12 protein-coding genes are annotated in these 14,571 nt (G+C 70.2%); 2 read left to right on the top strand and 10 right to left on the bottom strand.

What is annotated here, in order from left to right; translation table 11 throughout:
- Positions 1-48 precede the first annotated feature (48 nt).
- The 10 genes from DEU36_RS10405 to DEU36_RS10360 form a co-directional block, all read right to left on the bottom strand.
- Positions 49-951 carry a dihydrodipicolinate synthase family protein gene (locus DEU36_RS10405; RefSeq protein WP_120264081.1) on the bottom strand — a complete coding sequence of 301 codons (903 nt, stop codon included), beginning with the start codon at positions 949-951 and terminating at the stop codon, positions 49-51.
- Entirely contained in the window at positions 948-3,725 is a 2,778-nt protein-coding gene (locus DEU36_RS10400; RefSeq protein ID WP_120264489.1) for a beta-L-arabinofuranosidase domain-containing protein, read from the bottom strand. The genes DEU36_RS10405 and DEU36_RS10400 overlap by 4 nt, the downstream gene beginning before the upstream one ends.
- Complete coding sequence (locus DEU36_RS10395; protein WP_120264080.1) at positions 3,722-5,164, bottom strand: aminopeptidase P family protein; 1,443 nt, start codon at positions 5,162-5,164, stop codon at positions 3,722-3,724. Before DEU36_RS10395 ends, DEU36_RS10400 begins: the two co-directional genes overlap by 4 nt.
- Positions 5,161-6,450 carry an alpha/beta fold hydrolase gene (locus DEU36_RS10390; protein WP_120264079.1) on the bottom strand — a complete coding sequence of 430 codons (1,290 nt, stop codon included), beginning with the start codon at positions 6,448-6,450 and terminating at the stop codon, positions 5,161-5,163. Before DEU36_RS10390 ends, DEU36_RS10395 begins: the two co-directional genes overlap by 4 nt.
- Positions 6,447-7,337: an ATP-binding cassette domain-containing protein gene (locus DEU36_RS10385; RefSeq protein ID WP_120264078.1), complete on the bottom strand. Its 891-nt coding sequence runs from the start codon at positions 7,335-7,337 to the stop codon at positions 6,447-6,449. Before DEU36_RS10385 ends, DEU36_RS10390 begins: the two co-directional genes overlap by 4 nt.
- Positions 7,334-8,197 (bottom strand): ABC transporter ATP-binding protein, encoded by an 864-nt coding sequence (locus DEU36_RS10380; protein WP_120264077.1) that lies wholly within the window; start codon positions 8,195-8,197, stop codon positions 7,334-7,336. Before DEU36_RS10380 ends, DEU36_RS10385 begins: the two co-directional genes overlap by 4 nt.
- A gap of 17 nt (positions 8,198-8,214) precedes the next feature.
- Positions 8,215-9,213 carry an ABC transporter permease gene (locus DEU36_RS10375; protein WP_120264076.1) on the bottom strand — a complete coding sequence of 333 codons (999 nt, stop codon included), beginning with the start codon at positions 9,211-9,213 and terminating at the stop codon, positions 8,215-8,217.
- Positions 9,210-10,184, bottom strand: coding sequence for an ABC transporter permease (locus DEU36_RS10370; protein WP_120264075.1), 975 nt, complete (start codon positions 10,182-10,184; stop codon positions 9,210-9,212). The genes DEU36_RS10375 and DEU36_RS10370 overlap by 4 nt, the downstream gene beginning before the upstream one ends.
- Position 10,185: 1 nt before the next feature.
- Entirely contained in the window at positions 10,186-11,880 is a 1,695-nt protein-coding gene (locus DEU36_RS10365; protein WP_120264074.1) for an ABC transporter substrate-binding protein, read from the bottom strand.
- A gap of 314 nt (positions 11,881-12,194) precedes the next feature.
- Positions 12,195-13,442, bottom strand: coding sequence for a serine hydrolase (locus DEU36_RS10360; RefSeq protein WP_120264073.1), 1,248 nt, complete (start codon positions 13,440-13,442; stop codon positions 12,195-12,197).
- Between the two features lie 78 nt (positions 13,443-13,520).
- Here DEU36_RS10360 and DEU36_RS16330 point away from each other — a divergent pair, with 78 nt between their 5' ends.
- Together DEU36_RS16330 and DEU36_RS16325 are read left to right on the top strand one after the other, a co-directional pair.
- Entirely contained in the window at positions 13,521-13,829 is a 309-nt protein-coding gene (locus DEU36_RS16330) for a DUF2470 domain-containing protein (RefSeq protein WP_120264072.1), read from the top strand.
- Between the two features lie 69 nt (positions 13,830-13,898).
- Positions 13,899-14,564 carry a heme oxygenase (biliverdin-producing) gene (locus DEU36_RS16325; RefSeq protein WP_120264071.1) on the top strand — a complete coding sequence of 222 codons (666 nt, stop codon included), beginning with the start codon at positions 13,899-13,901 and terminating at the stop codon, positions 14,562-14,564.
- Positions 14,565-14,571: the final 7 nt, after the last annotated feature.

Here is a 14,571-nt window from a genome sequence, read left to right as displayed (position 1 = left end):
TTTCGATCGTCGGCGGCGGTGCTGTCAGCGGGACGGGGTGTCAGCGGGTCAGCGGTAGCCCTTGCTCAGCACGGCCTCGGTGTCGGCGATGATACGCGCGGCGACCTCGTCGGGCAGCGCGAGTCGCGGCGGACGCGTCGTCGTGCTGGTCAGCACACCGGCGACCTGCTGCGACAGCTTGATCGCCTGCACGAACCAGGTCTTCGAGTCCCAGCGCAGCAGCGGGTGCAGGTCGCGGTAGATCTCGCGCGCCCGCACCCAGTCCTGCGGGTCGTCGGAGGTCGAGAGCGTGTAGAGCTCGACCGTCGCGGCGGGGATCGCATTGGGGTAGCCGGCCACCCAGCCCACCGCGCCGTTGAGCCCGAGCTCGAACACGACGTCGTCCGAGCCGATCGAGATGTCGAGGCCCGGAGCGAGCTCGCGGATCTCGTAGGCGTGGCGGACGTCGCCCGAGAACTCCTTGACCGAGACGATGAGCCCCTCGTCGAACAGGCGGGCGAGCAGGTCGGGACGCAGGTCGACCTTCGTGTCGATCGGGTTGTTGTACGCGAGGATCGGCAGGCCCACGGCTGCGACCCGACGGTAGTGGTCGACGACCTCGTCGTCGCTCGCACGGTAGGCGTTGGGGGGCAGCAGCATGACGGCGGGTGCGCCGTTCTCGGCGGCGTGCTCGGCGAACCGGACGCTCTCGAGAGCACCGTAGGCCCCGACGCCCGGAATGACGGCGGCATCGGGAGCCGCCTCGATCGCGGTGAGGAAGACGCGCTTGCGCTCGTCCTCGGTGAGGGTCTGGTACTCGCCGAGGGAGCCGTTGGGGATGATGCCCGTCACGCCGTTCTGCGTCGCGAAGCGCACGAGCTCGGCATAGGCGTCGTAGTCGACGGACAGGTCGTCGTGGAAGGGCAGGGTGGTCGCGAGGTTGACGCCGTGCCAGGGCTTGCGGTCGGTCATGAGTCGTTCTCCGATCTGGCGATGTCAGGCGCCGATGTCAGTGCAATTGCAATGGTATCTATTTTCGGGGCGGGCGGAAGAGTGAGTCGGTGACGGGTCTCCTCATTGCCGGCACGGTCGGTCGCGGCGAACTCGATCACCTGCTCGCGATCGGTGAGGGCACGGACGAAGGCCTCCTGGAACGTCGCCCAGAAGGTCCCCTCCCCTGACCACCGGATGCCGTCGACCCCCGACACGTCGTCGGTGGCGAGCAAGGTGATCTCGACGGCGGCGCCGAGCTCTTTCACCCGCGCCTCGCTGCGCGGCGCGGCGGTGTCGATGGCGAGCTCGCGCCGGACGATGCTCGACCGCCCGTCCGCGTCGATCGCGCGGGCCTCGACGAGGACCGCTCCCTCGCGCTCGATGACGACGGGGCCGTCGACAGCTCGCCACGGCCCGTCGCCCACACGCAGCTCGAGGCGCAGCTCGTGGCCGGGATCTCGCCCGGCGGCATCCGACACCCGCGCCTCGACGGTCGGTGGGGTGGTGTACCAGCCCGAGGCCGCCGGCGCGGGCGAGACCGCGATGTCGACGGTCGGCGGCATGACGGCATCCGGCACCGCGGCGGTCACGGCGAGGAACTCCCGCGCCCGACGCGCGGCGTCCGGCCGCCCCGTCGACCCGCCCTCGGCGTCGACGCCCGCATCGAGGCCCGCCTCGAGCGCGGCAGCGACGACGGTGCGAGCCTCCGACGCGCTCACGAGGGAATCCGTCATGCCGGTGCGGCACGTCGAGACGAGGCGGTCGAGCAGCGCGGCGTCGTGCTGCGGCGCCGGCTCGGCCCACAGGTCGTCGATCAGCGTCGTGCCGTCGGGTCGGCGCCGCGCCGGCACCCCCGTCTCGACGCCCGCGAAACCGATCGTCCGATCGACCGCACGCGTGTACAGGTGGTACCGCTCGTCCGAACCGTTCCAGACCGGTTCGTGGCGAAGCCCCGCGATCAGCACCGCGCCGTCCGCGGCGAGCGCCCCGGGAACGTCGTCGACATCGGCGCGGATCGCGTTCCGCGGCATCCGGCGCGCATCCCACGGCCGCTCGATCGCCGTCGTCGACGCTTCGCGAGCGACGAGCACGTGCGGCCCGTACCTCAGGCTGCGCAGCCCCGGATCGTCGATCGTCGGCTCGGAACGGAGCGCCGCAGGCAGCGTCAGCTCGATGCGCTCGTCGCCCCGCCAGGTCCGGTCGACCGTGACGAAGCCGCCCGGCACCGCGTCGAGATCGACAGGATGACCGTCGACGGCGACACAGGGGACGCCGGCGACCCATGCCGGGATGCGCAGACGCAGCGCCAGCCGCACGGGACGGGCGGCCACCGTCTGCACCCGCAGAGTCACGTGTTGCGCGAAGGGGTGCTCCTGGTCGATGACGACCCGCACCCCCTGGTCGTCCCAGCGGAGCTCAGCGGGTGTGTACCGGGCGACCCACAGGCCCGGCTCGGCGTCGGTGCCGCGGAAGAAGATCCCGGCCTGATGGCTGACGTGGTTCTCGAGCCCGGTCCCGCCGCAGCACGTGCCCACGTTGTCGTACTCGGGCAGTGCTCCGGGGTGCACCGGGAACATGTACGTCACCTCGGGGCTGTCGTCGGATTCGGTCGCGCGCCGCGAGCCGAGGATCTGGTTCTGCCGCGCGCGCTCGGCGTAGTCGAGGAACCGCGGCTCGAGCGTGTGGGCGAACAGCGCCTCGGCGAGCTTGACGAGGTTGTAGGCCGCGCAGGTCTCGGCGTTGCGCCGGCCGATGTCGCCGGCGACGGTGCGCGGCGGGCCCCACAGCTCGTTCTCGCCCGTGCCGCCGTGCGCGTACATGCGCCCCGGGACGATCTGGTCGAACACGCCGATCGCGGCGGCGAGGTAGCGGCGCTCGCCCGTCAGTTCGTATTCGCGCACGTAGCCGACGAGCTGGGGCAGGTGCTGATTGGCGTGCATCCCGTCGAGGATGTCGCGCCCCGACGAACCCGCATCGAGCAGATCGCCCTGATCGAATGCTCGCGCCGCAGCGAGGAAGCGCGGCTCGTCGACGAGGGCGCTGAGGCGCGCGAGCGTCTCGTTCATGCCGCCGAACTCACCCGCGATGTAGAGCGACCACATGCGCTGACGATGCTCGTGACCGAGCTTCTCGAGGCGCGCCGAGATCCAGTGCCCCATGCCCGTGACGACCTCGAGGGCGCGGTCGCTCCCGGCCAGCTCGTACGCGTCGAGCAGACCCGCCATGATCTTGTGACACGTGTAGTAGGGCGCCCAGATCTCGCCGTACGGGGCGAAGTGCTCGAGGCGGGCGAACTGCCACTCCCCCGACGCGAAGAGAAGACCGCGGTGCGAGTAGCGACCGGTCGCGGCGAGCGCCTGCTGCACCTCCGCGAGGCCGCCCACCAGCTCGTCGACCCGCGAGCGCAGCTCGTCGTCGTCTTCCGCTGCGGCCGCCAGCGCGAGCATCGACAGGAAATGACCCGCGTAATGCCCGCGCAGCAGGTTCGCGGTCTGCGCCACCTCGCGCCCGGGGTAGTCGTGCTCGCCCCACGGCTCCTCGGCCGGATGCCCGAAGCCCTCCCAGGCACCGGGCGGCTCGGCGCCGCGGGTGTCGAGCCCCGCGGCGGCGCGGAAGACCGCGAGGAGCCGGTCGATCGGGTAGACCCGGGCGAGGTGCAGCATCCGGTCGCGTGCCGGGGCGAACGCGCTCGCGTGCCCGAGGCGCACCGCACCGGGCGGGAACGGCACCGCGCGGGGTGCGGTCTCCGTCATCGTTCGCCCGTCCACTGTGCACGCGTCCACGCCTCGACCTCGTCGGCCGAGATCGGCAGGGCCGCGGACAGCACCTCGGACCCTGCGTCGGTGACGAGCACGTCGTCTTCGAGGCGCACGCCGATGCCGCGCAGCTCGGGCGGAAGGGTCAGGTCGTGGGCGTGGAAGTAGAGCCCCGGTTCGACGGTCATGACGACGCCCGGCTCGAGCGCGGCGCCCATGTACTCCTCGTAGTGCGCTTGGCTGCAGTCGTGCACGTCGAGCCCGAGGTGGTGGCCGATGCCGCACGCGAGGTATCGCCGATGCTGCTGCCCCTCGGGCGACAGCGCCTCGTCGACCGAGACCGGCAGCAGCCCCCAATCGTGCAGCCCCTGGGCGACGACCTCCATCGCCGCGAAGTGGAAGTCGAGGTACTCGACGCCCGGACGGATGCGGTCGAGGCCGGCGCGATGAGCCCTCTCGACGAGGTCGTGCACGTCGCGCTGGGCCGGTGAGAACGTGCCGCTGGCGGGAACCGTGCGGGTGACGTCGGCGGTGTAGAGCGAACGCGCCTCGACTCCCATGTCGAGCAGGAGCGCCGCATCCGGAACGATGTCGCCGTCGCACCGCACCCAGTGCAGGATCGGCGCGTGGGCGCCCGACCCGACGATCGTGGAATAGCCGGGTCCGTTGCCGTAGGTGCGCGCGTGCCGGTCGAACGTCCCCTGCAGCCACCGTTCGCCGAGGCCGTCGGCGATGGCTCGCGGCACCTCGGCCACGACCGCGCCGAACCCGGCGACCGTGGCGTCGACGGCCTCGCGGAGCTGCCCGATCTCCCAGGCGTCCTTCACCATGCGCAGGCGCGCGAGCGCGCCTTCCACCTCGGGCGACACCTCCGCGCCCACCTCGGCGGCGAGCGCTGCCGCGGAGCGTGCGGCGGCGGCGCCTCGCAGCTCGGGGTGACGCCGTTCGAGCGCGGCGAGCGGCTCGACGGTCATTCCCAACGCATCGGCCCACTCCGGCAGACCCGCCGACGGGCCGACCCAGAGCTCGCCGTGGTTGGCATCCGAGAAGAAGCCGGCGTCGCCCGGGCGGAACGGCGGGGGCAGGTACAGGACGGCGTCGTGCCCTCCGCTCGCGGGCCACAGGACGATGACGGCGCCCTCGACCTGGCACGCCGTCAGCCAGACGAACCCGCTGTCGGCGCGGAAGCCGTAGTGCGCGTCATCGTTGCGGACGGGAGCGTGCCCGGCAGCCGCGACGATCACCTGACCGGGAAGCGCGGCGCTGAGGCGATCGCGATGAGCGGATGCCGCGGCTGCGGCGCCCGCGGGCAGCTGCGGCCGGGTGGGGACGTCCGCCCAGTCGCGCGAGACGAACTCGGTGAACGCCGGCACCTGCGCCAGGCGCGGGTACCGCGTGCCGGCATAGGGCGGACGGGTGGTGTCTGGAGCGGTCATCGCTTCTCTCCTCCGCGGTCTCGGACCAGCTCGCGCAGTCGCGTGAAGGTGCGACCCGAGCCGATGCCGTCGTGCTCGAACTCGTTCGTCACCCACGACTGCGCGTTGCCGACGCGCGCGAGCGTCTCGAGCTGCAGCCCCGCGTCGACGTACATGTCGTCGAAGTACACCGCGGCGGCCAGCGGGACGTCGTTCGCGGCGAGCCGGTCGAGGTCGTAGAGCGGCGTCCAGTCGGCGCGTTCGGCGAGCGCGTGGACGGCGTCGCGGAAGCCGCGCAGCAGGCGCACCTCGTCGAACATCCAGGGGAAGGCCATCTCGCCCGTGAACATCAGGGGACGGCGGCTCTCGTCGAAGACGGGACGACGGTCGCGCTCGGTCTGCGCCGCCCATGCCGTCGGTCCGCTGGCGGGATCGCCGTAGATCGATTCCTGCAGAGTCCAGAACAGCGGGTTGCCGGCGCTCGAGCTGAGCGACTGCACGTCGGCCAGGAACGCCTCCGACAGCCGCCCCGGGCGGGCGAACGCCTTCTCGACGAGCCAGTGCAGGCGCTCGTGGCCGGGCTTCATCCCGAGGTCGATCCCGAGAGACTGGAACCGGCGGACGGTCAGCACGTCGCCGTCCGGAAGCGCGACGTCGCCCTCGGCGAGCCGGTCGGCGATGCGCGCGATCGCCTCGACGTCGGCGGGGAACCGCCGGTACATCTCCGCGGTCTTCGCCGCGACGCGGTCGAAGGTGCGGGCGTAGACCTCGGCGGCCCGCGGTGGGGTGCCGGGGATGCCGCCGCAGACATAACAGGCTGTCAGCGCCTCGGGCGCCATCGACAGGTAGGTGAGCGTCAGGAAGCCGCCGTAGCTCTGGCCGAGCGTGGCCCATCGCCGACCCCCGTACAGCGTCTCGCGCACGTGCTCGAGATCGCGGACGATGGAGTCGGCCCGGTGGAGGGCCAGGAGGTCCGCGCCGGCGGCGGCGTCGAGACCCGCCACATCGACCGCCTCGAGAGGCGTGCTGCCCCCGGTGCCGCGCTGGTCGACGAGCACCACGCGATAGTCGCGCAGCGCCTCGTCGATCCACCCGTCGCGGCGCAGCGGCCGGGGGTTCGAGCCGCCCGGGCCGCCCTGCAGGAAGGTCAGCAGCGGTAGCTCGTCGCGCACCCGGTCGGGATCGACCAGTTCGCGCACGAGCAGCTCGATCGTCCCGGCGGCCGCCGTGCCGGCGCTCCAGTCGAGCGGGACCTCGATGCGACGCTCCGCGACGCGGATGCCCGGCAGGTGGTACTCGTTCGTCATGACGCCTCCGTCTGGGTGTCGGATGCCGCGGCTGCCGCGCGGTTCCGGCGCGCCTTCTCGGCGGCCCGCCGTCGGCGGTCCCACTCGGGGTTGATGCGGGGCACCGCCGCGAGCAGCGTGCGGGTGTACTCGTGCTGAGGGCTCTCGAAGACGCGGTCGCGCTCGCCCGTCTCCACGATGGAGCCGCGGCTCATCACGGCGATGCGCGTGGCGATCTGCCGGACGACGGCGAGGTCGTGCGCGATGAACAGGTAGGCGAAGCCCTCGTCGCGTTGCAGGGCGGTCAGCAGATTGATGACCTGCGCCTGCACCGAGACGTCCAGAGCCGACACGGCCTCGTCGCAGATGACCATCTTCGGGCCGACGGCGAGCGCCCGGGCGATCCCGATGCGCTGCGCCTGACCTCCCGAGAACTGCGCCGGGTAACGGTCGGAGTGATCGGGGTTGAGCCCGACCCGCTCCATGAGCGAACGGGTGAACGCGCGCGCTCCCCCGGGGATCTTCCGGTTCTGATACCGCAGGGGGGCCGTCACGAGTCGCTCGACGGTGTGCTTCGGATTGAGCGACGAGTACGGGTCCTGGAAGATCACCTGCACGTCGCTGCGGAATGCGAGGAGGTCGCGCCCCTGCAACCGGGTGACATCCCGTCCCTCGAACTCGATCGTCCCCGCCGTCGTGTCCATGAGGCGCGCGATCAGTCGTGCGGCGGTCGACTTGCCCGACCCCGACTCGCCCACGAGCGCGAGGGTCTCTCCCCGGCGGATGTCGAGGTCGACGCCGTCCACGGCGCGGAAGCGACTGCTGCGCGAGAACATCGTCGCCCCCGGGCTCGCGAACTCCTTCACGAGGCCCGTCGCGCGGCACAGCGGCGCGGTCTGGTCGGTCATGCCCTCTCCTCCTCGATCTCGCTCTCCGGCACGATCGCGATGTCGGTCGTGCGCAGCTCGCCGATCGCGTCGTCGATGCGGGGCACCGCGTCGAGCAGCCGCCGCGTGTACTCCTCCTGGGGGTCGCTGAAGACCCCTTCGACGCTGCCCCGCTCGATCATGCGACCGGCTCGCATGACGACGATCTGCTCGGTCACTTCGCTCACGACCGCGAGATCGTGCGTGATGAGGATGAGGCCCGCACCCGTGTCGCGGCGGATCTCGGCCAGCAGGTCGAGGATCTGCGCCTGCACCGTGACGTCGAGGGCCGTGGTCGGCTCGTCGGCGATGATCAGCTCGGGCTCCATGCTCAGCGCCATGGCGATCATGATGCGCTGCCGCATCCCGCCCGAGAACTGGTGCGGGTAATGGTCGACGCGCTTCGCGGCATCCCGGATGTGCACGCGCTCCATCGCCTCGATCGCCACCCGTCGCGCCTCGCGCCGAGAGACGCCCGACCGGTGCGACCGATACGCCTCGGCGATCTGCGTGCCCACGGTGTAATACGGGTTCAGCGACGACAGGGGATCCTGGAAGATCATCGCGATGCGATCGCCGCGGACCTGACGCATCTCCCGTGCGGGAAGGGTGAGCAGATCGCGGCCGTCGAAGTCGACCGTGCCGGTGGCCGTGCCGCCCTTGGGCAGCAGCCCCATGATCGCGAGGCTCGTCATCGACTTGCCCGACCCCGACTCGCCGACGATGCCGAGGGCACCGCCTCGCGGCACCGAGAAGCTCAGGCCGTCGACGACGCGGACGGCGCCGCCGGCGGTGCGGAACTGCACGGTCAGGTCGTCGACCCGCAGGAGGTCGTCCGTCATCGGCATCCTTTCGCCGCTCATGCTTTCGCCGCCGTCCGCACGCGCGGGTCGATCGCCGCGTAGAGCAGGTCGACGACGAGGTTTCCGACGATGACGAAGAAGGCCGACAGCAGCGTCACCGCCATGATGACCGGCTGGTCGTTCGACGAGATCGAGTCGGCCGTCAGCTTTCCCACCCCGTTGATGCCGAACACGGTCTCGGTGATCACGGCGCCACCCAGGAGCCCCGCGACATCCATCCCGAAGATCGTCACGATCGGGGTCAGCGCCGGGCGCAGCGCGTGGCGACGCCACACCAGGCTCGGACGCAAGCCCTTCGCGTGCGCCGTGCGCACGAAGTTCTCCTGCAGGGTGTCGATGACGTTCGCCCGCGTCAGGCGCGTGTAGACGGCGGCGTACCCGACCGCCAGGACGATCCACGGCATGAGGAAGTTCAGGAACCACTGCACCGGGTCGTCGGCGAAGGGCACGGCCTGCGGGAACGGCAGCCACGCGAGCGAGACGACGAGGACGAACTGCAGCGCGAGGGCGAGCACGTAGTTCGGGATCGACATCGACCCGAGCGTCAGCCCGGCGATGAACCGATCGGTGAACCGCCCCTCCCGCACCGCGCTGAGGACACCGCCGACCACACCGCCCACGAGCCAGAGCACCGCGGCACCGATCGCGATCGTCGCCGAGATCGGCAGGCGCTGCACGATCATGTCTCCGACGAGCTGTCCCGTCTGGAAGGAGTAGCCGAGGCACGGTGCGCCGCACACGACGGTCGCCCCCGCGATCTCGTACTCGCGGCCGACGAACAGGCCCGAGAGGTACGTGAAGAACTGCGTGAGGAAGGGCTGATCGAGGCCGAGGTTCGCGCGGATCTGGTCGATGCGCTCGGGTGTGCAGTTCTTGCCGCAGATCTGCACGGCCGGGTCGGGCGAGAGCACGAAGAAGATCACGAACGTGAACAGCGTCACGAGGAACAGCACGACGACCATGCCGGTCGCACGCGAGAGGACGAAACGGGTCACGCGCGCACCTCCGCGCTGCCGACGAGCGCGCGGATGCGGTCGCCGAGGGTCGTGAACGAGAGCACCAGGAGGAAGAGGAAGGCGCCCGGGATGAGGAAGTACATCGGGTCGACCGCATACCAGGGCGCCGCCGAAGCGATCATCTGGCCCCAGCTGGGGGTGGGAGGCACGACGCCGACACCCAGGAACGACAGTCCCGCCTCGGTGCCGACGTAGCCGGGAACGGCGAGTGTCGCCATCACGATGATGGTCGATGAGAGGTTCGGCAGGATCTCGCGGAAGATGATCTGCACGCTCGAGGCCCCCGATGCGCGGGCGGACTCGACGAACTCCCGCTCCTTCAGCGAGAGCGTCTGCGACCGCACGATGCGCGCGAGGTAGGGCCAGCCGAACAACGAGATCACGACGACCAGCAGCAGCACGCGGTTGTCCGCCGGCAGCGCCGACAGGATCGCGATCATGAAGATGAGGGCGGGGAAAGCCATGAGGAACTCCATGACCCGCGAGATGACCGTGTCGATCCAGCCGCCGAGGTAGCCCGCGAGCATCCCGAGCACGACACCGAGCACGGTGGTCAGCAGCGTCGCCGAGAGGGCGACGGTCATCGACACCTGGGCGCCGTAGACGATGCGGGCGAAGATGTCGCGTCCGTTGCCGGGCTCGACGCCGAACCAGTGCTCGGCGCTGATGCCGCCGAGCGGACCGATCGGGATCGCACCCATGTTCGGGTCGATGGCGCTCTGGTCGAACTGGTACGGCGACCAGCCGCTGATCTGCACGATGAGCGGCGCGAACACCGCCATGAGCAGCACGAGCACGATGTAGGCCAGCGACAGCATCGCGGGCACATCGGCGAGGAAGCCTCTGAGGAGTTTCCGGCCGGACGCCGGACGGGATTCCACTGTCTCGTCGAGAGTGGAATCACCGCCCGGCGTGGCCTCGACCTCGAGGGGGGCCGAGCTGAAGGTCATGTCAGCCCTTCGAGGGGTCCTTCAGACCGACGATCGTGAGGTCGGTCATGTTGGTGTTGGGGATGTAGCCGGCGATGTTCGACCCCGGCAGGAAGATGCCGTTCTCGAAGACCATCGGCGCGATCGGCGCGAGTTCCATGATCTGCTTGTCGAGCTCACCCCATGCCTCGTTGGCCGCGTCGACGTCGGTCATCGCGCGGATCTCGGCGATCCGCTCGTTGACGGCGGGGTCGTCGAGCTGGGCGAGGTTCTGGTTGCCCTTCTCGGTGATGGCAGCACCGTCGAAAAGCGGCGGGATGAAGGTGCTCGCGCTCGAGGCCCAGTCGGGGCACCAGCCGGTGATCGCGGCGTTGTTCTGCTGCGACGGGGTGGCGATGGTCTCGTAGTAGATCGAGGTGTCGATGACGTTGAGCTTCACGTCGGCCCCGATGCGCTCGAGACCCTGCTGCACGGCTTCGGCCTGCGCCTGGGCGACGGGGTTCGAGCGGATGTCGAGGGTGAACTCGAACCCGTCGCCGAGTCCGGCCTCCGCGAGCAGCGCCTGAGCCTCGTCGACATCGCCGGTGTTGCCGTCGGACGGGTAGAGGTCGTAGTCGAGGTGTCCGCTGACAGCCGGCGGGATGATCGTCGTGGCGACATCCGCCAGCTGGTTGCCGCCGGAGGCGTTCTGGATGCTGGCACGGTCGAGCGCCCAGTTGACGGCCTGACGCACGCGCACGTCGTCGAACGGCGGCTTCGACGTGTTCAGCGACATGTAGGTCGTGCAGTAGGCGGGGGCCGTGATGGCACGCTCCTGCAGCTGCGGTGTCTGGATCCGGGGCAGCGTGGCCCCCGCGATCTTTCCCGCGATCGCGTTCTGGTCGGCGCCCTGACCGGCGATCATGCGCTCGTCGATCGTCGCGCCGTCGATGCCGATGTCGAACTGCCACTGATCGGGGTAGGCCTTGCGCACGTCGTCGGTCTCGGGCTCCCAGTGCTCGTTGCGCACGAGCTTGATGGTGCTGCCGGGGGTGTAGGCGTCGAGCGTGTACGGCCCCGACGCGATGACGTCGTTGATGAACTCGTCACCGCCGCCGGATCCGATCGGGAAGGGGACCGCGTTGGGCTGGGCGAGGACGTTGTCGAACTCGGGGAAGGGTGCCTTGAGGTGGAAGACGATCGTCTTCTCGTCGGGGGTCTCGATCGTGGGGAGGTCGCCCGAGACGTACGGGCCCTGGTAGTCGGCGGGCGCGTCGATGACGGACTTGAGGTAGGGCGAGCCGATGCCGATCTGCGGATCCCACGCGCGGGAGATGCCGAACTCCATCTCGGCGGAGGTGATGGGGTCGCCGTTGTCGAAGAAGAGGTCGTCTTTGAGCGTGTAGGTCCAGGTGAGTCCGTCATCGGAGACCTCGCCGAGACCCGTCGCGAGGTCGGGCACGATCGCGTTGGGGTCGGCGGAGTCGCCGGCCGCCTGCATGGTGAGCCCGCGGTAGAGCAGCCGGTAGAACGCGTTCACGCCGCCGTCCCACCCGCGGGCGGGGTCGAGGTACGAGAAGTCGGCGTTCTGGAGCATGTGGACGGTTCCGCCGGACTGGGGTGTGCCGTCGCTGCCGGTCTGCTGCGGCGAGCCGCCGCCGCCGGCGCACGCCGTGAGGGCGAGTGCCATGGCCGTTCCGGCGGCGAGGATGCCGGCGAATCTCCTGGTGGTGGTCATCGGTGGACCTTCCCTTTCTCTGCTCCATTGCGTCGAGTGCTGTCCATGAAACAACATCACGGTGCAATGTGCAATTGCACGATCACGCTGCATCCGTTCTACCGAGTGGAGCGGTGTCGTGCGGGCCCTGTGACACGATCGTCACGCGACGCGGCCGATTCTTCACATCCGCGAAACACAGCGAGCGGCGGCCTCGGCGCACGAGACTCGGAGAATGACGGCTACATCGGATGCCTGCGCGTCATCGCCCCGACGTTCGCGACATCCTCCGACGTTCGTCGAGGCCGCGCGAGCGAGCGAGCGAGCGAGCGAGGTCAGGGAAGCGGGCAGATCGCGACCGACGCGAGATCGCCGTCCAGCTGCTCCGCCGTCCAGGGCAGGCCCGAGGGCGGGGCGGTCTCGCCCGAGGCGGCGGGAGCCTTCGAGGCGATCGCAGCCAGCTGCCACCCGAGCACCCGGATCGCCTCAGCGGAGGCGCGGGAGTTGTTCAGCACGGCGACGACGGTGAGACCCGTCTCGCGGTCGGCGAAGGCCACGGTCTGATATCCGGGGATCGATCCGTACTGGCCGATCAGGGTTCCCGCCTGGTAGGCGCCGCCGTCGACGGTGTACCAGGTCGGCACGCCCTCGGCCACCGGGATCGGAGCACCGAATCGCTGCTCGTCATCGAAGGGACGCAGCCCCGTGGCGAGCGCACGGGCGTAACGGCCGAGGTCGCCGGCCGTCGTCACGACACCCGACGACGTGAACCCCGCCGTCGGCGACAGCGCGGTGAGGTCGGCCGCCGTCGCGCAATCGGCCGCGCCCTCGGGCGTCAGCACGGATTGCGTGCCATGCAGGCCCACATCGGCGGTGCGGGAGGGCAGCGACGATGTCCGCATGCCGAGCGGCTCGAAGACGTAGCGCTGGAAGAGCTCGGCAGCAGTGCTGTTGGCGGCCCGTTCGAGAGCCATGCCGAGGAGGACATATCCGGCATCGGAGTTCACGAAAGACGTCCCGCCCGTCGGCCCCGAGGCCGCCAAGCCATAGGCGAGAAGCTCGTGCGGCGCCCACGGGCGCGCCGGGTTGGCCTCCCACCGGCCCTGAAGCTGCGGCTGGTACGACCCGAGCCCGGACGTGCTGTCGCACAGCTGCTCGAGCGTGACCACGGGGGTCGCGGGGAACCCGACGATCCACTCCGTCACGGGGTCGTCGAGCTCGACGGTGCCGTCTGCGGCCATGCCGTACAACACGTCGCACGTCATCGCTCGAGTGACCGGCCCCGCCTTGAAGGAGTCGTCGGCGCTGACCTCGGTTCCGTCGGGATTCGTGCCGAAGCCCTGTACCCACTCGCCCGACCAGGGCACCCATACGCCGGCGATCGCGCCCGCCGACCCGGTCATCGCCATCGCGCGTTCGACCGCCGCGACGAGCTGCGCCTGCGTGTCGCCGCCGAGGTCGCCCTCGACCTGCGGGGGCGCTGCGACGGTGTCGATGTTCGCGGGCGCGCACGCCGATAGACCGAGTGCGAGAGCGACCGCAACGGCGATCCCCGCGCTCCGACGGCGTCGAGTCGCACGCATTCCTGAGCCACCCCCCGAGATGTATGCCTCCAGTGAATCACACCGCTCCTGTGGATACCGCGAACCTAGGGTGGACGCATGACACACGCTTTCGACGCCGACGCCATCTCCGGCGTGCTCGGTCACATGAACGACGACCACCGCGACGACAACCTGCTCATCGCGCGCGCGTTCGGCGAACCGGATGCCGCGTCGGCGACGATGACGCACTTCGACGGCGACGGCGGCGATTGGCAGGCGACGCGCGCGGACGGCGGCATCCGCGACCTCCGCGTTGCCTGGCCCGGCGGCCCCATCACCGAGCGCCGCGAGGTCCGTCGCGAGATCGTCGCGCTCTACGACGCCGCATGCGAGCGGCTCGGCGTCGAGCCGCGCCCGCACGACTGAGCGTTACGGATTCGTTAAGAGGTCGCGAAAACCTTCAGGTTAGCTGTACCTAAGTGCTATCGTCGGGCCATGCTCGAACCGATCCCGTTCTCGACCGCTCTCCGTGAGCGCTCCAGCTCCGCGCACTCCGGCAGCGAAGGCGCCGGGTTCATGTCCGACCTCATGCGGGGCAAGGGCACGCGTGACGACTACGTCGCGCTGGTCGCGCAGCACTGGTTCATCTACGCGGCGCTCGAAACCGCAGCCTCGCGCATGGCCGCCGACCCGATCGCCGCGACCTTCATCAGCGACAAGCTCACCCGGTTGCCCGCACTCGAGGCCGACCTCGACTTCCTGATCGGCTCCGACTGGCGCGAGCGGATCACCCCCCTGCCGACGACGGAGCGCTACGTCGCCCGCATCAACGAGGTCGGGGCGACCTGGGCCGGCGGGTTCGTCGCGCACCACTACACCCGGTACCTCGGCGACCTCTCGGGCGGCCTGTTCATCGGCAAGCTCATGGCGCGCCAGTTCGGGTTCGAGACGAACGGCATCGGGTTCTACATCTTCGGTGACATCGCCGACCCGGCCGCATTCAAGGAGCGCTACCGGGAGCAGCTCGACGCCGCCCCCTGGGACGAGGCCGAGCAGCAGCGGGTGATCGACGAGGTGCTCGTCGCCTACCAGTTCAACACCGACCTGTTCACCGATCTCGCCGCGGCGAAGGCCGCGCGCGCGGCATCCGTCGTCGCCTGACCGCGTC

It is taken from the genome of Microbacterium sp. AG238 (assembly GCF_003610405.1).
In the GTDB taxonomy this organism is placed as follows: domain Bacteria; phylum Actinomycetota; class Actinomycetes; order Actinomycetales; family Microbacteriaceae; genus Microbacterium.
Note: the sequence above shows the minus strand (reverse complement) of the source record. Positions and strands in the feature narration are given on the sequence as shown.